Source organism: Parageobacillus sp. KH3-4, from assembly GCF_022846435.1.
Classification (GTDB): domain Bacteria; phylum Bacillota; class Bacilli; order Bacillales; family Anoxybacillaceae; genus Parageobacillus; species Parageobacillus thermoglucosidasius_A.
Map to the genome: position 1 here is coordinate 2,286,019 of NZ_AP025627.1, position 21,706 is coordinate 2,307,724.

Below are 21,706 nucleotides of genomic sequence, written 5' to 3' on the forward strand. Positions count from 1 at the left end.
CCCATCCATCCGTTCAATATTCGGCTTGTGGTATTCCAATTCCAATATAAATACATATTTTGGCCACGAAGCATAAGAATCCCTTCTTTCCTTACCTGTGTTCTTTTTAGAAACCAAAAAAATTCCCGATTCATCTTTCTCCTTTTATTCGTTTCAAGGAAGGGAGACTTCTCGAGAAAATGTTAAAAAATTTCTCATGGCTATTTCATACACAAAAAATCCCGCAGCCGACCGCCGCGGGAAAAGAAAGCAAAAATCTATTCCGATTTATAGATCCCATATTTCACAATTTTAAGATATTCATTCAATTCCCTTAACATGAACTCCGTACTATTCATGATATCAATTTGCTTATTTTTATATAGAGCCAAATATTTATTAGACAGCTGATCAACGATACACATGGTCATGCGGATCACGGTATCCACGGAAATATCTTCTCTAAGTTTTTCCGTTTGGATAAGGTCTTTAATATAAACATGCTCTAGCAAAAAATCTCCTTGGTAAGTTTCGTAGTATTTCTTAATGATTTCTTCCATTTCCTCCTTTACTGCCACAGGAGGATTGAGGAAGGCGTCTGTAATAAACTGAGTCTCTTGGAGATACTGAACCGTTATTTTTTGTTTCAACAGGACGATTTCTTTGATCCTTTCAAAGAAATCGTCAGATTGAATTTTTTTCAACTCTTCCATTGCTATTTCCGTCAAAAAGTCCTTCACATAATTCACTAAATAAAGGTATAGGTTTTTCTTGCTCTTAAAATAATGGAAAAGAATTCCTTTGGAAATCCCCGCCCGCCTCGTAATAACATCTGTAGAGGCCTTTTCATAACCATTCTTCACAAATTCCTCGATGGCCACTTTGATGATCAGATCCTTCTTTTCTTGCGGCTGCTTTTCAAAAGCTGGATACAATTTTAACACCTCTAATTTCATTAGACTGCAATATCTTTCTTTCTATATACCATATATGCAGCGAATATACTAATCAAAATGACCGCAGCCATAATAAAGATATACAGAAGCTTAATCTCGTTATCATTAATAATGGTGGCGGCGTCCACATATTTAAACGGGCTGAAATATTTTAGGAACTCTAAGTCTTCCGATATCCCTGCCATCACATTCATAAAGTAGGCCGCTAGGACAACCCCCAGTGAGATGGAAAGGATATTCCGTGTTTTTTTCATGAGCGATGACAACATAAACGCAATAGCACCGAAAGTCAAATGAAGCAAAATCGTTGCGACGATTAGCAAACTAAACGTGTCTGTCGGGACATCCGGATCTTTTGCAAATTGAAATCCTATAATACTTGCTATCGTCGAAACCCCGTTAAAGATCAAAATATTTACCAAAACAGCCAGAAGTTTTTCTGTTACGATTCGGCTTCTTGACACAGGCTTTGACAACAAAAATTCAATCGTTTTTTCATTTTCTTCCTTGGCAAGAATATTGGAGGCAAGAATTGCCGAGTATATGCTTCCCAAAAGGGTGGTCATCATATAAATTTCTACCCCGTAAAAACCAAGCAAATCTCCCATATTTAGCTCATTCATTCCAAACGCTTTTTTAATCGATTCCGGATAGCTCTCAAGCAGTTTTGTCATTTCTTTTTGCTGCTCGGCAAACTGAGGATAAATGCTTAACGTCAATAAAATAAGCCCGCTGAGTACGATGCTCCAAATAATCAATGATTTTAAATTCCGTTTCAACTCTCTCTTAAAAATCATTGTCAACCCCGCCCTTCTCATAATAATGCATAAATACTTCCTCAAGAGTCGGCTCTTCAATTAATAAATCCTTCATCGGCAGGGCATTCAATCTATTTAAAAGCGCCTTTATATCCCCGCTGTAAAGCAACGTCATTTCATTTCCGTTTGCTTCTTTCTTCACGATTCCTTCCAGTTCAAGATTAATTTGCTCCGCTTGTTGTTCAAACGCAATCGTGATATATTTCAAATTTTTCTTCGTCAAATTTTCAATCGTTTCTACTTTAACAAGCTTCCCTTCCTTAATGATGGCAACCCGATCACACATCTTTTGCACTTCCGAAAGAATATGGGAGGAGAAAAAGATCGTTGTTCCCTTCTTTCTTTCCTCTGCAAGAAGTTCAAAAAAGGTGTTTTGCATCAGCGGGTCGAGTCCGCCTGTCGGTTCGTCCAAAATAAGAAGTTTTGGCTCATGCAACAACGCCTGGACAATTCCCACCTTTTTTCGATTGCCAAATGAAAGATCTTCGATTTTTTTATGGAGATCCAAGTCAAGTCTTTCCGCCAATTCTTTCATTCTCTTCAAATTAAATTTTTTGTAAAAGCCAGCGGAGTATTTTAATAAATCGATCACCTTCATATCATCATAATAGTGGACTTCAGACGGCAGATAGCCTACATTTTGTCTTATTTCTTTTGAGTGCTTGATGATATCTTTTCCGAAAATCGTCGCACTCCCACTAGTCGGATAAATAAAATTTAACAGCGTTCGAATAGTTGTGCTCTTGCCTGCTCCATTCGGACCGATAAACCCGAAAATTTCTCCTTCTTCAATGGAAAATGTAAGGTCAATAATTCCCCGGTTCTTTTTATAAGTCTTGGTCAAATTCTTGATATCTACAACTTTCATACCTTTCCCTCCTTGGGCGGCTTTGCATTAATTGACTTACCAGTCAATCCGATTATAAAAAAATATTGACTCACAAGTCAATACATTTCAAAAAGAGGGATGCATGGTGGAAGGCAATCCCTATAAAGACCACGACATAAACCATTTGCTTTCAGACCTCAATGTCCTGACACGCCGCATTCTGTGACTAAACAGATTATGCTTCTATATCCATTACACAAAGTGGATTTCCCCATGATCGGATGCTGTTGTTTTTGTGAACGACACCGACACTAGAAGCGGCTAGCTTTTCGCTTTATCCGACGCAGTAAACCTCCATTTATCCACCAAGGAACGTTCCATGCCGGATAGATTTTAAAACGTTTCTCGCGGTGTTTACGTCTCAATCAGCAGTACAGCCGCAAGAACATTTTGATGGGTTCTATCATTGAGAGTCTTTTTCACCATCTGACCGCATTTTGAACAAGCTTGCGAAGTGTTATAGGGGCACCAATACCATTTTCTTACCATCGGAGTGGATGATTGAACATTCAGTCTCCTCCCCCTCCACCGTCTCCGCCACCATCCCCGCCAAAATCGCAGTAATCGTTGTAATCATTGCTGGACAAAGTACCATGGTAAAACGGCGGAAGCACTTCGCTACCGCTTCTTTTATTTCGCTTATGCGTTTTCGTTGTATTTGACAGAAAACCGAAGAAAAAAAGAGCAGCGAATATGCCTAAAACAAAAAACAGCAAAAATTTCATTCCTCTCACCTCGTTTTCTTCAAACGCTCGTCATTTTTCAAAAACAATGACCATGTACGTTAGCAGCAGTCACAGATTCATAAGCTTGACGATTTTGTTGAATCTCTAGGTTAGATTGGTAGTAGTACGGAAGTGGCTTCTCCTTATAAGTTATTTTCTCAACATATATCATAAAAAAACGATTTTGTCGTTTGACAAAACCGTTTTTCAACAGTCTGAAACGCCGCACTTTTGACGGCGTTTGCATCTTCTTACTTTAACATACGAAACACTTGCTCGACATCTTTATCGCCACGCCCGGAAATATTGACAATCATAATTTGATCTTTATTTAATGTTGGAGCCAATTTCACTGCATAAGCAACCGCATGGGCACTCTCAAGCGCTGGAATAATACCTTCCGTTTTTGATAAGAGTTGGAATGCTTCAAGAACTTCCTCATTTGTCACCGCATAATATTCGGCACGTCCAGACACTTTCAGATGGCTATGCTCAGGACCGATTCCCGGATAGTCAAGACCAGCGGCAATCGAATAAGTCGGCTGAGAATTTCCTTCTTCATCTAGCAATACTAAGCATTTAAACCCATGAAGCACGGATGGGACACCTTTGGTAAGCGTTGCTGCTTTTTCCGGCTCGACGCCGATCAGACGTACGCTCGGTTCATCAATATAATGAGCAAACGCGCTAATCGCGTTGCTTCCGCCGCCAACGCAAGCGATAACGACATCAGGCAAACGTCCTTCTTTTTCTAAAATTTGCCGTTTACTTTCTTCGCTTATGACAGCCTGAAAATGTTTAACGATGCTTGGATACGGATGTAGTCCAACCGCTGAACCAAGCAAATAAAACGTGTCCTTGTAGTTTTGCATAAAGTCATTCAACGCTTCATCGACTGCATCCTTTAATCTTCCTTGTCCTTTTGATACCGGAACCACTTTTGCGCCTAAAAGCTCCATGCGAAACACGTTTAATGCCTGGCGTCTTGTATCTTCCTCGCCCATATAATGCCAAACATCGCGCAAGCCGTCGCGGTGGCGACACCATGCTGCCCTGCTCCCGTTTCAGCGATGATACGTTTTGCTCCCATTCGTTTCGCAAGCAAAATTTGTCCGATGACGTTATTGATTTTATGTGAACCTGTATGGTTTAAATCTTCGCGCTTTAGATAGATTTTCGCCCCGCCTAAACGCTCGGTAAGCCGGGCAGCAAACGTAAGCGGATTCTCCCCGCCCGACATACTCTTTTAATTGAACTACTCCCACCTACGCTTTGCTAAGAGATGGGAGATTCCTACGAACACTGCCCTGATGGGCAGTTATTTAGTAGGCGATCCCCGCCGTCCCGGCGGTTAAGCGCAATGCCTCCTTGCGCAAATTCATACTTGCGTTTCTGTCCCGATCATGATGCATTCCACATTGCAGGCATGTCCATTCAGGCAAGCGTAAATCTTTCACTTCTTTGTTTTGATAACCACACGAGGAACAAAGCTGGCTGGAAAGAAAGTTTTTCGCTGCTTTCACCAATTGTTTGCCATACCATTTGCATTTGTATTCCAGCACCGAAATGAACTCTGACCAGTTTACTTCACTGATAGCTTTGGCTAATTTACGATTTTTTAACATATTCTTCACTTGCAAATCCTCTACCCCAATAATGTCGTGGTTTTTGACAATATAGGTGGAGAGTTGATGCAAGTAATCTCTGCGGGCATTGACGATTTTTTCATGGATGCGGACAACTTTTATCCGCTGCTTATTCCAATTAGAGCCGCTGCCCTTACGTATGGATAATTTTCGCTATTCACGAATCAGTTTTTTCTCTAGTGTTTTCAGCCATTTAGGGTTTTCCCATACTTCTCCATTGGAAAGAACGGCAAAGTGTTTCAATCCCATGTCAATCCCGACAAAAGAATTCGTTTTTTCCAATGGCTGCACATCCATTTCCGTCAAAATAGAAACAAAATATTTACCACTTGGATTCCGTCTGATCGTTGCACTTAAAATACGCCCTTCCACTTCACGGCTTTTGGCAAAACGAACAAATCCCAGTTTTGGTAATTTCATTTTATTGCCGGCAACAGCAATATTTCCGTTCGTATACTTTGTGGTATACGATTGGACTTTATTCTTTTTTGTTTTAAAACGAGGATAGTTATTTTTTCCTTTAAAGAAACGGGTAAATGCATCTGCCAAATGTTTCAATGAGGCTTGAATCGCAATGCTATCCACTTCTTTGAGCCATGGAAACTCTTTTTTTAGTTGAGGCAATTGAGAAGAACAAGAGTTGTACGTTAACCCTTTCCCTGTTTTTCTGTAAGTATCCGTCCATTTAGAGAGAAAATAATGAAATACAAAACGGCAACATCCAAATGTTTTATGAATGAGAATTTCTTGTTCTTTCGTTGGATAGATACGAAATTGATAAGCCTTTTTCACCTCCTTTTTATATTAGAGAGGTGCTGAAACATGGAACGTATTCCAAAACTAATCAAATTTCCTGCTGAGTTAGTGAAGGAAATTAAAAAAAATATCAAAAAGAGAATTATCTTTCTAATTTTGCGAGCGCAGTATATGAATGAATCCGTAAAGGATTGAACCAATCCGACAAGCAAAAAAGTTAAATCGAGACTTAAGCTGCTCCATCTCCCACTTATAGAAGTGAGAGTCTTCTCGGTTAAAAACCCCTTCTTTGCTGAACGAAACTCATCAACTCATCTCTCCTCTGCTTTTCAAACTTTATAATTAGGATATTTGCCGATGAAAACCAATAAATTTTCTGTATTTTCTTATAAATAGTTTATTTTTTGCTTCCTCCAAGCCAGCAGGACAAGCGGGAAAAGAAGACAATTCTAATCAATACAGCGGCATTCGGATATCTTAACCAAATGTTGCGAACAGCTCAATGACAAAGATTTTTGAACGAAGTCTAGTTTTCAATAAAAAATGGCTGATTCGATTTTGTGGCCAGCCATTTTGAGAAAATAGGGGTGTCCCGGTCATTCTGAATCATTTGGATTCACGATAGCGAAGTGCAAATGATCTTCCCATCTTCCGTTAATCTTCACGCTCTTCTTGGAAAGCCCCTCCTTATGGAACCCAGCCTTCTCCAAAACTCGAATCGACCCGATGTTATGTGGCATGACTCCTGCTTCAATTCTGTGTAACTTGAGAACCTCAAAGGCATAGCTAACGACCAGGCGCACAGCTTCAGTAGTATAGCCGCGTCCGTTGTGCGACTGATCTACATAATAGCCTAACCAACATGTCTGTAAAGGACCACGGACCACTTCCGTCAATTCAATGATGCCAATCAGTTCATCCGTACTGATGAGGAAAATGCCGAACGTGTATTGCTCGTCCCTTTCCATCTTCGCCAAGCTGGTTTGGATTCGATTTAACTGATATTCCTCCGTATAGAACTCCTCGGGCCTATCTGGTGTATACCGTTGCCAAAATTCCCGGTTTCGACGGTGCATCTCTGCCAATGGTCCCACATCTGTATCCTTTAAAAATCGCAAATAGATTTTGTGTCCTACCAAATTCATCTTTCCTCATTCCTTATTTACATATAAGCACTACAGGAATCCTGTGATGGATGGAGTATCGCGACTGGCCTTAGAAATGACACTTGAATTGGCAGGTAATTGACACTCCCTTCAACTCTTATCTTCGAGATAGTTCACACTTTCTCCTGCCAAAGTAAATAACTTTATTGGAAAAACCTTGTAAGGACCAGACAAATGGATGCCGAACCGATTGCAAATTCGCCCGCGATGTTGTGTGTCAAATGCTTGTTTTGCAACCTCAAAGCGGAACTCGTTACTGTTATTCACCTTTTCCAATTTTTCTTTATCATTATCTCTAAAGGCAGAAATAACTAACAAACTATTACAGAGGGATGAGTTTTTTTACAGCTCTTCTCCATGCGTGCTGAATCTTCTAGCGTTGTCACACGCTCGTTTTTTCAGTCATATATTTGTGTAAAACTTTCATTTATGATGGCTTGCCAAAGCACGAACCGCTTCTTTGTTGACAAAACTAGAGGCGATGTAGATCATGCTCCTTTGTTTTTCAAACAACCGTCCACGCGCTTTCCAGCTTAACTTGTGTATAAGGCGTGTTCTTCCATTCGCTTGGTGGAAGTTCCATCGATGCACATAAAACAGCAAATTGATTTTCTGAAAGGAACGTTGCCAATATATGTTTGTCTTGTTTTATCACGTTTGAAAGGATTTGTTTTTCTTTTATTCTGTTCGAATGGACAACATACATCATTTTGCTTTTTTGCAACACTTCGGTCATACTAATATGCCGAAATTCAATATCTTGTTTTACTTTAACAATATCCACTGAGATGCTGTGATACGTCCCTTTTTTGCCTGCTTCGCTCAAAAATTTCGTCATGTTTCTCACTCATAAAAGATTGATAAAAATCAAGATTTTCCCAAAACGCCAATATACATGCTTCTTGCGGCTTGGCAACATTCCAGCCGCCTATCTGTCCGAGAAAACCGGAACATCCTTTCAAATCGCGCCATTTTTCTTGCGCGGCGGAAAACGTGGCTCTTTTCTCTTTATCCACTTCGCATCGAATCCATTTCAAAAGCATTGCTTTCCCCTCTTACTCTGCGTTGATCATTTCATTTTCTCGTAAACCTCATCATATTTTTTCGCTAGTTCGAAATCGAGCTTCGTGAGTCCTTTCGCTCGCCAAGATGAAATTTTTACCGTGATTAACTTGTAATCAACGGAAATGAACGGATGATGGTTTGCTTCTTCCGAAATTGCCGCGATTCGCCGCACAAATTCGATTCCTTGCAAATAGTCTTGGAAGCGATACTTTTTCGCAATCCACCGCTCCTCGACCAACTCCCAACCTTCCATCCCGCGTAAAAGGGATTGCACTTCTTCCTCTGTTAACCGCATTACTATTTCCTCCTTGATTTTTGTATCAAAAACGGACAACCAACATCGTATATCATTGTAAAAATATTACCATATATAGAAAAACCTTTCTATAACTTCGAAACATCATTGAAAAAATTTTATTCATAATAGCTTCCTCCCCTTTGAACGTAAAGAAGTGAACAAAAATGTAAGATTTATGTTCGCTTCCTTATCTTTGTATACTACTACTATTTATGGTTCTTGAAACAGCTCTTTCCGCGAAAACATACAGTTAATAATAGCAAACATTCGGGACGCCATCGCAACGAGTGCTTTTTTCTGTTTCTTCGTACCATCTCGTTTCTAAGATTATCCTGAAAGAGCCAACGATACCTCACATACCGCGTTCGATGTACGGATTCCCCTTCGTAGTTCGGTTGCTTTTCTATTTTCCTGCACTTTCATGATTTCCGAATCGGCTTCAGCCCGTCTAGAAAAAACAAAGTTTAAGTTGATTTTTTGAACAAAGTATAATAAAATTACTAACAAATATTAATCATATTAAACATATAGGAATTAATTAATTTAAAAATGTTTATTTACTGCCTAAAATATCCGTTCGCTTCTTAAAAACAACGAAAGGTAGGTTAGGCGATTGAAAAATCCAGTAATCATTCAAGTGGAGAATTTAAGTAAAAGTTTCCCGAATAAAGGAAGACCAGAACCAGTTCTCCAACAAATCTCCTTTCGTATAGAAAAAGGAGAAATCATTTCGATCCTCGGCCAGAGCGGCTGCGGAAAAAGTACACTTTTAAACATCATCGGCGGTTTTGAAAAACCGGACCAAGGTCATGTCATTTTGGATGGAAACATAGTGGAAAAACCTAGCCGACGATGTGTAATGTTATTCCAACATTATGGCCTCCTGCCTTGGCGTTCCGTCCTTAAAAATGTCGAGTTGGGTCTCGAAGGGCTGAACTTAACTTCCAAACAACGGCGAAACCGGGCTTTCGATTATCTAAAACTAGTTGGTTTACATGACTATGCTGAACGCTTTCCCCATGAATTGTCAGGCGGAATGCAGCAGCGAGTCGCGATTGCCCGGGCGCTTGCGATTCAGCCAGAGGTAATACTGATGGACGAACCGTTTGCCGCATTGGATACTTTTAACCGTTATTATTTACAAGACGAACTCTTGCGCCTTCAAGACAAAGAAAAGACCACTATCATTCTTGTGACCCATGATATTGACGAAGCGGTATATTTATCAGACCGGGTATTAATCATGAGCGCAAATCCCGGCCGAATCCATAGAGAACTAAAAATTGACACCCCAAGGCCTAGAGACCGGAGTCACGGAGACTTCCAATATTACCGAAAGATTATTCTTGAAGAATTTCATTTTCATCGTCCTACCCCTACGATGGATTATAATATTTAATCCACCTTAACCAAGGATGTGCATAAACCCTTATACACACAAAATTGCCCGAATCTTTAGATAGTGTAGCTATACAACGTAATAAAAAAGGAGGTATATACCATGACGAAAAAATTAAGGACATTTATGATTTCTGTATTCATCATGACAGTAGTTTTTAGCCTAACCGCTTGTAATTCCAATAATGCGCAGTCCAACGTAAACGGAAAGCGGACCATTAAAATAGGATACTTGCCGATTACCCATGCCATACCCCTATATATAGAAAAAGAACTAGAAAAAGGCCAGTCCCAACCTTTTAATCTGGAACTTATCAAATTCGGTTCATGGCCTGAACTAATGGATGCGCTGAACACAGGACGGATCGATGGAGCAAGCGTGCTTGTGGAATTGGCGATGAAAGCAAAAGAACAGGGCGTTGATTTAAAAGCGGTGGCGTTAGGACACAGAGATGGAAATGTCGTTGTGACTTCCCATGATATTCACAGCGTAAAAGATTTAAAAGGGAAAAACTTTGCGATTCCTCACAAATTTTCTACACATAACCTATTACTCTATCAAATGTTGAAGCAGGAAGGTCTTACATATAAAGATGTGAATATCGTCGAACTGCCTCCTGCTGAAATGCCAGCAGCCCTTTCCGAAGGCAGAGTATCCGGCTATGCAGTGGCAGAACCTTTTGGCGCTCTATCTGTGGCAATGAATAAAGGTAAGGTGTTATTTCAATCTAAAGACCTTTGGAAACATTCTGTGTGCTGCGCACTCGTTTTAAGAAATGACTTTATCCGCAACGAAAAGAAACTCGCGCAAGAATTTGTGAGTGAATATGTCAAAGCCGGGAAAAAAGCAGAATTAAAAGACGAGTACACCTATGAAGCCGCCTCCAAATACATGAATGTAAATAAAGATGTGCTCAATCTATCGTTAAAGTGGATTTCATTTAACGATTTAAGAATAGATAAAAGCGCGTATGAAGAACTAAGGCAGTACATGATCGAAACGGGATTGTCCAAGAATCCTCCGGCCTACGAGGAATTTGTCGATAATTCATTAATAGATGAAGCGAAGTGATCGTATGAACACGGCAAAGAAATTAACCAATGTCATAATAGGATTTTCGATATTAATTGCGATATGGCAAACCGTGATTATGATTGGAAATTATGAAGAGGCTCTCTTTCCTTCTCCTTTGAAAGTAGGAAAAGGAATTTGGCTGCTGATTACCAACGGCACTCTATTGGTGCATCTAAAAGTGAGCTTCATCCGGTTTTTGATTGGTTATCTCTCGGCAGTGATTATTGCCGTTATATTAGGGCTCATTTTAGGGCGCCTAGCAAAATTATGGAATATTATTGATCCAATTGTTCAAGTTTTAAGGCCTATCTCCCCGATTGCTTGGTCACCCTTTATTGTTTTGTGGTTTGGCATCGGGGACATTCCTGCAATTGTGATTATATTTATCGCAGCGTTTTTCCCTGTATTGCTTTCCACTGTTTCCGCGGTAAAAAAAGTGGACCGCACATATTTAAAAGTGGCGGAAAATTTTGAGATCAAGCAGCCGCATTTAATGACAAAAATTATTTTTCCTGCTGCTTTTCCGTTTATCGCCAATGGACTTCACATTGCAATCGGCACAGCTTGGATTTTTCTCGTTGCCGGTGAAATGGTCGGCGCCCAGTCCGGATTAGGGTATTTAATCGTCGATGCGAGAAATTCATTACGTTTGGATCTTGTTTTAGCCGGAATCATCTTTATCGGCATCTTGGGGCTTATTCTTGACAAAGCAATCCAATTATTCGAAAGATGGGTAGAAAAGCAATGGGGAATGCTGCCGAATAAATAATCTATAAAAAAAAGACAGAAAGTAGGATGCTTTCTGTCTTTTTTATTAGCCACTGTCACAGTTTTTCGGGAATAGCTTCAGAATGGACTTCGACAACGGCCAAGTCCTCCACGTTTGTTTTACATTGTGGACAATAATAGGAAATTTCCACCTCATGCCCACAAGATTTGTGCACCAATTTTTTGTAACATTTTTTTAAATGTTTCCTTCCCCACAGGATGAGGGCGTTGAACACCATTTCCAAATCTTTTCCGCTTTTTGTCAACATGTATTTGTATCTTGGCGGGTGTTCGGAATATAAAGTAGAAGTAACCAATCCAGTTTCTTCCAAATATTTTAAACGATCCGACAAAAGATTGGAAGATATCCCTTTTAATGCTTTTCTTATTTCATTAAACGTCGTATGCCCCAATAAAATTTCATGAATAATCAACAATGTCCAGCGATCACCGATGATGTTCAAGGATTGGGCGATATTGCAAGGCAAGTCATATCTCTCTTTCATAAAAAAACCTCCTGTTCTTGTTTCGGTTCAATTATAACTTACCTTTTCTAAAATAAAAATTTCATTCACCACTATTCGTATAAATTTTTAGCTTTTTATCAAAGGATCATATTCAACCGTTAGTGACTTGCCTTCGACAGTCGAAAAACTTCTTATTCTACGAGAAGCCGAACCTTCAAATTAAACTTATCTCTTCTTGGTATAGTGCATGTTCATGACCAAAACCATGTGATATGGAGGCATACTTGCCAAGTTTGTGTAACAAAAGCAATAAATGCAACATAATTATTTTTAAGGTTGATTTTTTGAACTAACTATAATAAAATTACCATAAAATCATATTAATTTCATAAGAATTTGAGGTTATAATGATAAAGGAGGCAATAAAAATGGCGCTTTACTTAGTGGAATCGATTTTAAACGGGGTAGTAAAAGCCAAAGAGGTGTTTGAAAAGAAAGTTTCCGAGATTCAGGAAGACCTAAGTAAAAACAGCGCAAATCTTATTGAAGTCCAAGTTTCCAAAGATTTTTCAAGAGCATTTTTCATTTTTGAAAGCGAAGGACGAAATATTATTAATGATCGCTTAAGAGAGTTAGGCATTCCTGTTACTCTTATTAAACCGGTCCGTTTAGTTGGAAAAGATATCGAAGAAGTCAAAAAAGAAGCGGATACCGTAAACTACGTAGTGGAATGGAACCTTCCTGAAAATCTCACCATGGAAGAATATTTAGACAGAAAGAAAAAGAATTCCGTGCACTATGCAGAAGTACCGGAAGTCACTTTCTCTAGAACGTATGTATGCGAAGATATGACAAAATGCCTTTGCTTTTATCATGCTCCGGATGAACAAGCCGTCAAAAGAGCCCGTGAAGCAGTGAAAGCACCGATTGATACGGTCACAGAAATTTTGCCAAATAAATAACATTCCCTAACCTCAGCGGAATTTTCATATTCCCGCTGGGGTTTGACTATCATTAAATGATACTAGATAATCGATAACACTTTTCTTGCTGATGGAAGAAAACAAAACGTTTAGAGTCATTGAACCGGTGTTCCTCACGGTAATTATTATGTAAAATCCTATTTCTCATCCCGGTGAACTTGGATCTCCAAAAAATTGCTTTTTACACAATTTCCGGGCCCTAATTTTCTTTACTTACAAAGAAATACATAATTCGGATAGGAGGTGGAGATAAGTGGCCATTATGGAATCAGAAGCAAAAAACGTTTTAAAAGATTTACTTTACAACCAACTAAAACCTTTAGTAAGAAAAATTGATACAAAAGCCTATTATCCCCGTGAATTTTTAGAAAATATCGGGAAATACGGTTTCCTTTTGTCAGCTGGGCTTTCGAAAAAAGAGGTTCTTTCCCGCGAAATACAATTAGTCGAGGAAACAGCAAAAATATGCATGACAACCGCTTTTACCCTTTGGTGCCATTTAGCAGCGCTCACATACTTGCGCACATGCGAAAACTCTTACCTTAAAAATGAGGTTTTGCCGCTGCTTGAAAATGGAAAAACGCTTGGAGGAACCGGATTGTCAAATCCGATGAAATATTACGATGGACTTGAATCTCTCCATTTGAAAGCAGAACGGACCCAGAAAGGATATATCATTAATGGCCATCTGCCGTCTGTCTCAAACTTAGGGCCAAATCACTGGTTCGGCATTATCGCATCCGTTAATGAAAAACAGCGGATCATGGCGTTTGTCCCATGCCATGCTCAAGGATTGGCGTTAAAAGAGAAGCTAGACTATTTGGGGATGAATGGAAGCGCAACGTATGCATGCACATTCAATGACGTGTTCATTCCAGATCAATGGATGATTTCTGAACATGCGGATGACTTTGTGCGAAAAATACGTCCGATATTTCTTATTTATCAAATCCCGCTGGGATTGGGAGTCACAGCCGCTTCTATCCAGTCAATGAAAAAAATACAAAACAAACAAAACGGATGCAATCGATATTTAAGCATTCAACCGGAGGAACTAGAAAACGAACTAATATCCATCCGCAAAGAAATATATCGTCTTGTTCAATCGCCTGATTTGACGCAATATTGCGAAGATTTATTAAGAATCCGTTTAAACGTTACTTATCTCACTTTAAAAGCGGTCCATGGCTCAATGTTACATCATGGAGGAGCCGGTTACTTGCAACAAAGCGATCCATCCCGCAGATTAAGAGAATCATACTTCCTCGCCAACTTAACGCCTACGGTGAAACATTTGGAAAAACTATTAAATAAATAGACGATCCATAAGAAATACCGGCAAAACGATAGCAGAAAAGCTCTCTTGTTATATGAAACCTTTGATTAACGGCTTCCACATTTTTACAGATTCATTTATTTCGCGCTAAATTTAAGCAATTTAGCTAACTAAAAACATTGCACAAAACCATACATCTTCATTATTTTTTATAATATTTGTGGTCAATTTGGTGGTCACGTGGTCAATAAGGTCGGAGTCTTACTCCGCCTTCTTTTTGCAAAAAGGAGTCTACTCAAAACTAGTAGACTTCATTAATGCCATTCATTCGGGTCAATATTGATATTGTTAGTTGTCTTTAAAAAAGTTCTTATATACATTTTGTTTTAAATAATTGTATTGTCTTTCATTCGTATCAGAGAAAGCTTCTTCCCTATTAGAAGGAATATCCATATATTCAATAGCTTCCGAGAATTGGGATTCTGTCAAATCATAACGCCGACCATTTATTTTATTGTAAAAATGCCAACCTTCAGGAGTCGGTGTTTTCAGTATTTCTCCACCAAATATATCGTTTACCACTAACGCAGTAACTCCACATTGTCCTTTTGCTGGATTCTCAGGAGTCCATTTAGAGCTTGATTCGATTGACCAGACTTTCATTAAAACATTTTTAAGTTCAAGTATTTTCTCTTCTAAATTATGCATTGATTACCCCCTCCTTTTTAAACCAAAAATTAACCAATGTGCATATAAAATTTCATTTTTTTAATTATTATTACAATTATGACTGATCAAGAAGGCCGGAGTCTTACTCTAAGTAGTTCAGATACTGTGGGGAAAATGTCAAAAAACAGTTTAAATAACAAATAACATACGAATTACAATGGGATTCGCACTCTAAATAACAGTATAATTAGCACACAATAACTCCTGAATTTTATTCCAAGCGTTGTTTTTCATTTACTTGAATAAAAGCTATGTTTTTCTTTTTTGTTCATCAATTTCATTATAATTTAAAACCTTTTTCTTTCTTTTTCATTGTAGTTAGCACTAGCTCTACGATTTCCAAAGGTAATTGCTGTAATTGTTTGATTTGCCATTCTCTTTCTTCGTTTATTGATTTACCTGCATGCTTCACAGCTTTCAAAGCATACAATGCTGCACCTAGTGAATGGTCTGCCATATGAGCAGTAGCAACGGCTTGTCCAATGGATCGAGCTACCGCTATGGAAATCGGATTAGAAGATTCTCTTGCCGCAGCATGAGCATCTAATGAAGCCTTCATAGCATCACCTGTTGATACATTATCATTTTCCCATTCTTTTGCTACATTTAAAGCATGAATTAACCGCTTATCAATTTTTTCGTCAATGAGTGGTAATACATGTTCCGAACATTCTCTAGCCCATCTCATTAGTCCGCGATGATTATCTTTAGTGAGGTATCCTCCACGGTGTACTGCAACAAAACGTTTATTTCGCATATTCTACCTCCTTAATATTATTCATCACACAAATACCATTCCTTTATTACAACTATACTGTTCATTAGTTTAAGAACAATCCTTCACAACTCGATATTTATTTTAACATAAAATTACAATTACCTATTGAATACAACATTAATTTGGACGTTAACAATAACTATTGACATTTTATAATTTAGGGTGTGATCTGCTATGCGATTTCATATGTTAAAATCCAATAATCTTTGATAAAAAAAGACCAAATCATTATGAGATTCGGTCTAATAATTGGGCTGTTCCCCTTTGACAATATTAATGAAGCGAACTGGCATATCCTTATCATTTAGTACATGCCCTCCCGAAAGAATTCAACGTTAATACGCTGTTTAAATATCTCCTTTAGGTTTTTAAACATTGCGATTCCTCCCTTTTATATGATATGTATGTACGCAAAGATTTGGAAAAATTTTCATCAAAAGTATAGCATGGATAGGAAAAGGGTTCTATAGAAAATAAAAAACCCCCTATTAAAAACATTCCCACATATTGACGCAATTTTCTAAATGGCTTATACTGGGTGTAGTCATTTATACAATCAACGTTTTTTGAGTTGTATCTTAACTATGAGGGATTGAAACTGGTTCGGTTTTGGTACTGTGTTTACTTCATCGAATACGTTTGTATCTTACCTATAAGGAATTGAAATTGTTTGACAAAGGTAAATCGTTGTTCCTTTTTGTCAGTTTTTATCTTACCTATGAGGAATTGAAACGCTTCGATCAGATCCACTAAGTCATAAGGATCTGGACCAAGTTTTAAGGAATTGAACAAAAGCCCTTCTCAAACGAGAGGGGCTTTTTACATGGAGTCCTTATCGTCGTCCTCATTGAAAAAGGATATTTAAAAATCATTTTCTCAAAGTAGCTCTCGGTCTTTGATAGGAAGGTTTGCTTCTCCTATTTAAAATCATTCAATAATTCCAGGTATTATTGCTGGGTCATGATTTGCAATCACTCGGATACAATCTTTTCTTTTTGAAAAGTCCTTCAACCATTTCAATGATAGGTAAGCAGCTTTTTTATCTGTTGTTACACCAGGTAATATCATTTCTTCCCATGATTTTTCTGAATAACCAACATCACTGGCTAATACCAACCATCCATTTCGCATTTTCACTAATATCGAAACCATTCCATCACTATGACCAGGAGTATGAACAAGGTACAGAGATTCATCTCCAAATAAATCATACCCTTTTTTATAAGGACCATATGGTATGTCTGTTAAACTAAAGGTATCAATAGAAACACCATTCCACATTGATTTTATGTAACCAATTCTTTTATGTGCAGCCTTCCATTCTATTTCGTTTGTAAGAATCTTTTTAGCATCTTGTACATGTTTCAAACCGCTAACATGGTCTGAATGCAAATGTGTAAGTATAACAAAATCTAAATCCTTACTTTTTATTCCCAAAGAATCAAGTTTTTCAGCTATTGAATCTCCTTCTGGAAGGTCACCCTTAAACATAGAGTAAGCTAAACTTCCTAGATGTTTTTTTTGATTAAACCTAATCTCTTCATGCCAACCAGTATCCACTAAAATGAGTCCCTTTGGATGCTCGATTAAATAAGAAGACACAGGAACCCACATCTTTTTAGTCTTACCCCTTAGCCACCCTGTAAATGGGATAGGATGCAAAGTTTTTTCCTTATAAGCCAACGCTCGGTCAATGTAAACCTTACCTGTGTGCAAAACATGCACTTTCATTTATAAACACTCCCCCAACAATTAAATGACATGTCATCTATTGATTTTATTTTAAAAAAAACAGAAAATTTTTGTATTTCTTATCGAATTAACCTACCCCGTTAGCCAACCATGAAGCAAGCTTTACCATAGATGATGGAATAAATTTTATTCTTCCATAGGAGTATAAAGGTCCCTTTTTTTTTAAAACAATTCATTGAAAAAAATATAGTTCATGAACATTTTTTGGAATGAACCTTCATCCTTGATCGGGAGTCCCTTTGAGGATTGGTAATAGCATTTCTGGTGGATAACGGTGTTAATGATATCGAGGAACACTTTCTCGTCCATTTGGACCGGCTCCGAACAAATAGGACAACGTAACCGACCGACGATTTCGAACACAGAATCACCTCCTCAATACTTCATTCCACAAAAATAAAAAAAGCCCTGCCAGAAGGCAGGATTATAGCTTGTCGACAAAATTGACAAGCTGAAAAGAACCTATAGGCTCTTTAAAGATGGTGTTGAGTAAACCATCAATTGATCATTTATTCAGTTTGCGAATCGAGAAAAATGGATCCACATGATGAACCAAAATTTTTAGAAAACGCGCCGTCTTCCAAATCTTAAAAGAAAAAGAGCAGCGATTAAGAAAAATGGGATAAATCTTCTCCCAAAGCCGGTGCGAAGAAACATTCCCCCTGGTGGCGGATCTCCGTCTATCACTCCTCTATGAACTCTTCCATAACGATCTATAACCTCAACCGGTTCTCCCTGATATCTGCGAACTAAATGTTCCACTTTATCCCTCCTTTCTTACACAGGAGATTTTGGAATAGGAGGGTCATGAACAAGTCTCATCCATTTTTTTGTGAATAAGGTACTCTATTAGGAGCTGCAGAATACAATGATTTTAACGTTTTAATCGATATACTTAGACGATAGGCTTACTTCCCATAATGTTTGTCCCAATAGATACTTTGAAAAAGGACAGATCATTAACAATCTGCCCTTTTCCTTTTCAATAAACGAAACCACCTATTCCGATTAAAAAAAGAATTTAAGGGGAGTGTTTAATGTCAGCCTTGTGGGGATTAATAACCGCCTAGACCTGTACAAGAACATCCTACAATGATAAGTAAGATGAATAGGACAACAACTAAGGTAAAAGCTCTACTAATTCCATCACTCATATCTAACACCTCCTATTGAGTATTGTGGGATAGCTAATTGCCATCCCTACTTCTAAGATATGTTCTAAGAAAAAGTTGGATTGAACAAACTCATCAACTGATAAGAAAATTCCACTTCTATCTAAATTCTAATTTATATACATTAAAAGAGCTCAGATCTAAAACAGATCTGAGCCAATCTTGTCAGCTTTTGTAGACAAGCTGAATCCCTACCACGAACAGCCGGAGCGGTTACACAATAATTGCTGGATATCCTTTCTTTTTGAGTTCTTCAGCTAGTTTTTCAGCGTTGTTGCGATCGGCAAATGCCCCGACTTGCACGCGATACAATTTTCCGTCTTGTTGTGGTTGCGATGGTGTTGAGTTTGCTTTTTTCTTCAAGCCAAACGCCTTCACGATACCTTGAACATGGCCATATGCGATTTGTTGCAGGGACTGCTCTGATTTCAATTTTGCCGCATCATTCGCATTGTCGATAAACAGATTTTCTGTGAGAATCGCTGACATCTTCGTTTCACGCAACACCGCATAGTTCGCACGTTTTTTTCCTCGGTCAGTCACATTGATCGCTTTCATGATCTCGACTAGGTTTTACATAAGACTAAAGATTTTTCGCCCAGAAGATATTAGTCCATTAATAATTTCAAGAAAATTAGGCATTTTTCTCCGCGAAAAGCCGTTCCCTTCAACACATCAAGTTGTGGGCCGCTTTCGCTGCATTGTTGTCGACTCCCGACTTCTAAAGAAGCAAAACGAGAAGCCTTCTTTCATGAGTTGTGTCACATATTAAGGCACGTTGGTATACAGAGTATGATGCCGGAAGCTTTTCGGGAGCTGCAAGAACGGGACGCAAACCATTTTACTAAATATGCTGCTATTCCCTTTCACATGTTAAGATTCATTGACTGGCGCGAGCCATACATAGTTGAGCATATGTCCAATATGTTTAAAGTAACACCAGAGTTATGCGAAGAACGCTTAACACAGATTAGAAATCGTATATTAGTCAAACAATCGAGCAATGGAGCAAAATTAGCACATCCAAAGGTAAAACATCATAAATTGTACCAAAAATTCTCCCGAAATCTCCTTAAGATAACAGTATGAATGATTGTGCAAAAAGGGGATGGCGATGGCCTATTTTCGAAAAGTAAAAGCGAAAAACAAAAAAGAATATACATGGTCTTTTACGATAGATATCGGAAGGGATCCGGAAACAGGAAAACGAAAACAAATCACACGCCGCGGCTTTGAGTCAAAAAAAGATGCAGAAAATGCAGCTGCTCAACTTCTACTGGAAATCGAAAAGGGCGAATATATCCAACCCAAACCAATCACTTTAAAAGAATTTATGATTGATTGGTTGGAAAATGTAGCAAAGCAAAACGTAAAACCTTCCACATTTGCTGTTTATAAAAGAATCATCCCAAAGTTTGGTCACATGAAACTCGAACAAATAAAACCTGTGATGATTACGAAATACTATCATTCGCTTATTTAATGAAGGATTATCTGCAGAATATGTTGAATATATTCATTCTATCTTGAAACAAGCTTTTGATACAGCTGTCAAATGGGAATATATCAAAAACAATATCATTCATAAAGTGGACAAGCCAAAACGAAAAAGAAAACAGGTAAATACTTGGACGATTGAAGAATGCAATCGCTTTTTAGAATATGCGAAAAAGGATAGCAAACCACATTTCTATATTTTGTATCTTTTAGCGATTTATACGGGGATGCGCCGCGGCGAAATCCTTGGATTAAAATGGACCGATGTGAATTTCGAGCAGAAGAAAATTAGTGTAAGTAGAACGCTTTATTATACGAAAGAAAATGGGATTTTTGAACAATCCACTAAAACGAAGGATCCGTCAGAGTCATTTCGATTTCTGACTTTGTGATTAACGAATTGAAAAGGCATCGCATTTGGCAAATGGAGAGAAAATTAAAGTTTGGAATTCCTTATTCAGAAGATGGATACATTACAGCAAATTCAAAAGGTGAGCCGTTAAATCCCAATTATGTGTATAACCACTTCACCAAGATGATTGAAAAGGCAGGAGTAAAGAAAATTCGTTTTCATGATTTGCGCCACACTCACGCAACAATTATGCTTCAATTAGGAGAACATCCGAAAATCGTCTCTGAACGTCTTGGTCATTCATCCATCGAGATGACCATGAACACCTATTCTCATGTTACCCCTGATATGCAGCAAGAATCATCCGACCGTTTTGAAAGAGCACTGAAAAAACTCCACAAAGTCAAATAATGTGGTCAAATGACAAAAAATGCAGCGCAACTCCTTGATAGAACAAGGGTGTTGCGCTTATGTGTTTACATGAAACCACTAAACACACTTTGATGGTTGGATTTATCTGACCCGTCCGTTTTGGAAACGACATGCCACGTTAGACATAAAAGCTAGAACATTGCCCCGCGCAGCGCGATCAGAAAGCGGGGCAGCCGCTCCCTCCCAAAAATTATCCACAGCCTTACCTTTTTTGAAAGCGTCAGGTGTTTATTTTTGTAATTTGTCCCCTTTCCGATTTGTAAGATCACTCCCGTGTAGATTTGGACGGCGCATTTTCGCTTTTCCAATACGCGTTTCCTCTCCCAAGCTTAAAATATCACGATTCCATATCCTTGTTGATCTTCTAATTATGGTTGAGCCGCGTCTATCCACTTTTTTACATAACTATGAGTTTTACGGCGCAATCTTGACAATAAAAAGACAATATTATATTTTAAAAACATATTATTTTATACTTAACTGCATAAAAGCGTAAAAGCTTAAAAGCATAAAAGTTTAAAAGTGTTTAAGCAAAAAGGGATGGATTCATGAGGAAGCTATTTTGATGCGCCCTAATTATTATACTTTTCCCTCCTCCAGCCAATAAATTTGGATCACGGGGGAAAACAAATACTTTTTACATTATTTTCAGGACTCAATTGTTGATTTTGCCTTTGCAACCTTTCATCATCATTTTGCTTTCTCTAACTTTTTTATCATTATTTGCAA

At 38.3% G+C, this 21,706-nt stretch carries 22 protein-coding genes and 3 pseudogenes; 9 read left to right on the top strand and 16 right to left on the bottom strand.

What is annotated here, in order from left to right:
• Window positions 1-257 precede the first annotated feature (257 nt).
• The 10 genes and pseudogenes from MWM02_RS11610 to MWM02_RS11655 all read right to left on the bottom strand — a co-directional run bounded on the left by MWM02_RS11610 (window position 258) and on the right by MWM02_RS11655 (window position 8,295).
• Entirely contained in the window at window positions 258-935 is a 678-nt protein-coding gene (locus MWM02_RS11610) for a TetR/AcrR family transcriptional regulator (RefSeq protein WP_244402072.1), read from the bottom strand.
• A complete protein-coding gene (locus MWM02_RS11615) occupies window positions 935-1,732 on the bottom strand; it encodes an ABC transporter permease subunit (protein ID WP_244402073.1) in 798 nt (265 codons plus the stop codon). Before MWM02_RS11615 ends, MWM02_RS11610 begins: the two co-directional genes overlap by 1 nt.
• On the bottom strand, window positions 1,722-2,621 hold the full coding sequence (locus MWM02_RS11620) for an ABC transporter ATP-binding protein (RefSeq protein ID WP_244402074.1): 900 nt from the start codon (window positions 2,619-2,621) through the stop codon (window positions 1,722-1,724). The genes MWM02_RS11615 and MWM02_RS11620 overlap by 11 nt, the downstream gene beginning before the upstream one ends.
• 530 nt (window positions 2,622-3,151) lie before the next feature.
• Window positions 3,152-3,367 (bottom strand): hypothetical protein, encoded by a 216-nt coding sequence (locus MWM02_RS11625; protein WP_244402075.1) that lies wholly within the window; start codon window positions 3,365-3,367, stop codon window positions 3,152-3,154.
• Between the two features lie 251 nt (window positions 3,368-3,618).
• Window positions 3,619-4,617, bottom strand: a pseudogene (gene trpB, locus MWM02_RS11630) (tryptophan synthase subunit beta); the annotation flags it as partial.
• Between the two features lie 72 nt (window positions 4,618-4,689).
• Window positions 4,690-5,805: pseudogene (tnpB, locus tag MWM02_RS11635) on the bottom strand (IS200/IS605 family element RNA-guided endonuclease TnpB).
• A gap of 560 nt (window positions 5,806-6,365) precedes the next feature.
• Window positions 6,366-6,914 carry a GNAT family N-acetyltransferase gene (locus MWM02_RS11640; protein ID WP_244402076.1) on the bottom strand — a complete coding sequence of 183 codons (549 nt, stop codon included), beginning with the start codon at window positions 6,912-6,914 and terminating at the stop codon, window positions 6,366-6,368.
• 526 nt (window positions 6,915-7,440) lie between these two features.
• Entirely contained in the window at window positions 7,441-7,773 is a 333-nt protein-coding gene (locus tag MWM02_RS11645; protein ID WP_244402077.1) for a hypothetical protein, read from the bottom strand.
• A complete protein-coding gene (locus tag MWM02_RS11650; protein ID WP_244402078.1) occupies window positions 7,706-7,978 on the bottom strand; it encodes a YdbC family protein in 273 nt (90 codons plus the stop codon). Before MWM02_RS11650 ends, MWM02_RS11645 begins: the two co-directional genes overlap by 68 nt.
• Window positions 7,979-8,004: 26 nt before the next feature.
• Complete coding sequence (locus tag MWM02_RS11655) at window positions 8,005-8,295, bottom strand: 4a-hydroxytetrahydrobiopterin dehydratase (RefSeq protein ID WP_064550770.1); 291 nt, start codon at window positions 8,293-8,295, stop codon at window positions 8,005-8,007.
• A 616-nt stretch (window positions 8,296-8,911) separates the two neighbouring features.
• Here MWM02_RS11655 and MWM02_RS11660 point away from each other — a divergent pair.
• From MWM02_RS11660 to MWM02_RS11670, 3 genes are all read left to right on the top strand, one after another.
• A complete protein-coding gene (locus MWM02_RS11660) occupies window positions 8,912-9,697 on the top strand; it encodes an ABC transporter ATP-binding protein (RefSeq protein ID WP_064550769.1) in 786 nt (261 codons plus the stop codon).
• A gap of 102 nt (window positions 9,698-9,799) precedes the next feature.
• Window positions 9,800-10,768: an ABC transporter substrate-binding protein gene (locus tag MWM02_RS11665; RefSeq protein ID WP_244402079.1), complete on the top strand. Its 969-nt coding sequence runs from the start codon at window positions 9,800-9,802 to the stop codon at window positions 10,766-10,768.
• A 4-nt stretch (window positions 10,769-10,772) separates the two neighbouring features.
• Complete coding sequence (locus tag MWM02_RS11670; RefSeq protein WP_244402080.1) at window positions 10,773-11,540, top strand: ABC transporter permease; 768 nt, start codon at window positions 10,773-10,775, stop codon at window positions 11,538-11,540.
• A 55-nt stretch (window positions 11,541-11,595) separates the two neighbouring features.
• Here MWM02_RS11670 and MWM02_RS11675 read toward each other — a convergent pair whose 3' ends face one another.
• Window positions 11,596-12,045 carry a winged helix-turn-helix transcriptional regulator gene (locus MWM02_RS11675; protein ID WP_064550766.1) on the bottom strand — a complete coding sequence of 150 codons (450 nt, stop codon included), beginning with the start codon at window positions 12,043-12,045 and terminating at the stop codon, window positions 11,596-11,598.
• Between the two features lie 389 nt (window positions 12,046-12,434).
• Here MWM02_RS11675 and MWM02_RS11680 point away from each other — a divergent pair, with 389 nt between their 5' ends.
• Together MWM02_RS11680 and MWM02_RS11685 are read left to right on the top strand one after the other, a co-directional pair.
• Complete coding sequence (locus MWM02_RS11680) at window positions 12,435-12,968, top strand: DUF4242 domain-containing protein (RefSeq protein ID WP_064550765.1); 534 nt, start codon at window positions 12,435-12,437, stop codon at window positions 12,966-12,968.
• Between the two features lie 274 nt (window positions 12,969-13,242).
• Complete coding sequence (locus MWM02_RS11685; RefSeq protein ID WP_244402081.1) at window positions 13,243-14,307, top strand: acyl-CoA dehydrogenase family protein; 1,065 nt, start codon at window positions 13,243-13,245, stop codon at window positions 14,305-14,307.
• A gap of 306 nt (window positions 14,308-14,613) precedes the next feature.
• On the opposite strand, the gene MWM02_RS11690 is transcribed toward MWM02_RS11685, so the two are convergent.
• The 5 genes and pseudogenes from MWM02_RS11690 to MWM02_RS11715 form a co-directional block, all read right to left on the bottom strand.
• Window positions 14,614-14,973: a YunG family protein gene (locus tag MWM02_RS11690; RefSeq protein WP_064550763.1), complete on the bottom strand. Its 360-nt coding sequence runs from the start codon at window positions 14,971-14,973 to the stop codon at window positions 14,614-14,616.
• 301 nt (window positions 14,974-15,274) lie between these two features.
• Window positions 15,275-15,751: a putative immunity protein gene (locus MWM02_RS11695; RefSeq protein ID WP_244402082.1), complete on the bottom strand. Its 477-nt coding sequence runs from the start codon at window positions 15,749-15,751 to the stop codon at window positions 15,275-15,277.
• A 948-nt stretch (window positions 15,752-16,699) separates the two neighbouring features.
• A complete protein-coding gene (locus MWM02_RS11700) occupies window positions 16,700-17,503 on the bottom strand; it encodes an N-acyl homoserine lactonase family protein (RefSeq protein ID WP_244402083.1) in 804 nt (267 codons plus the stop codon).
• A 1,076-nt stretch (window positions 17,504-18,579) separates the two neighbouring features.
• Window positions 18,580-18,678 (bottom strand): YjcZ family sporulation protein, encoded by a 99-nt coding sequence (locus tag MWM02_RS11710; protein ID WP_081260212.1) that lies wholly within the window; start codon window positions 18,676-18,678, stop codon window positions 18,580-18,582.
• A 231-nt stretch (window positions 18,679-18,909) separates the two neighbouring features.
• Window positions 18,910-19,260, bottom strand: a pseudogene (locus MWM02_RS11715) (N-acetylmuramoyl-L-alanine amidase); the annotation flags it as partial.
• Between the two features lie 192 nt (window positions 19,261-19,452).
• On the opposite strand from MWM02_RS11715, the gene MWM02_RS19485 reads away from it, so the two are divergent.
• The 4 genes from MWM02_RS19485 to MWM02_RS19325 all read left to right on the top strand — a co-directional run bounded on the left by MWM02_RS19485 (window position 19,453) and on the right by MWM02_RS19325 (window position 20,956).
• Window positions 19,453-19,785: an ImmA/IrrE family metallo-endopeptidase gene (locus MWM02_RS19485; RefSeq protein ID WP_332455029.1), complete on the top strand. Its 333-nt coding sequence runs from the start codon at window positions 19,453-19,455 to the stop codon at window positions 19,783-19,785.
• A 25-nt stretch (window positions 19,786-19,810) separates the two neighbouring features.
• Complete coding sequence (locus MWM02_RS11725) at window positions 19,811-20,179, top strand: Arm DNA-binding domain-containing protein (RefSeq protein WP_244402085.1); 369 nt, start codon at window positions 19,811-19,813, stop codon at window positions 20,177-20,179.
• Between the two features lie 106 nt (window positions 20,180-20,285).
• Window positions 20,286-20,585 carry a site-specific integrase gene (locus MWM02_RS19665; protein ID WP_481861776.1) on the top strand — a complete coding sequence of 100 codons (300 nt, stop codon included), beginning with the start codon at window positions 20,286-20,288 and terminating at the stop codon, window positions 20,583-20,585.
• Window positions 20,582-20,956 carry a tyrosine-type recombinase/integrase gene (locus tag MWM02_RS19325; RefSeq protein WP_252120594.1) on the top strand — a complete coding sequence of 125 codons (375 nt, stop codon included), beginning with the start codon at window positions 20,582-20,584 and terminating at the stop codon, window positions 20,954-20,956. The genes MWM02_RS19665 and MWM02_RS19325 overlap by 4 nt, the downstream gene beginning before the upstream one ends.
• The last annotated feature ends 750 nt before the right edge of the window (window positions 20,957-21,706 follow it).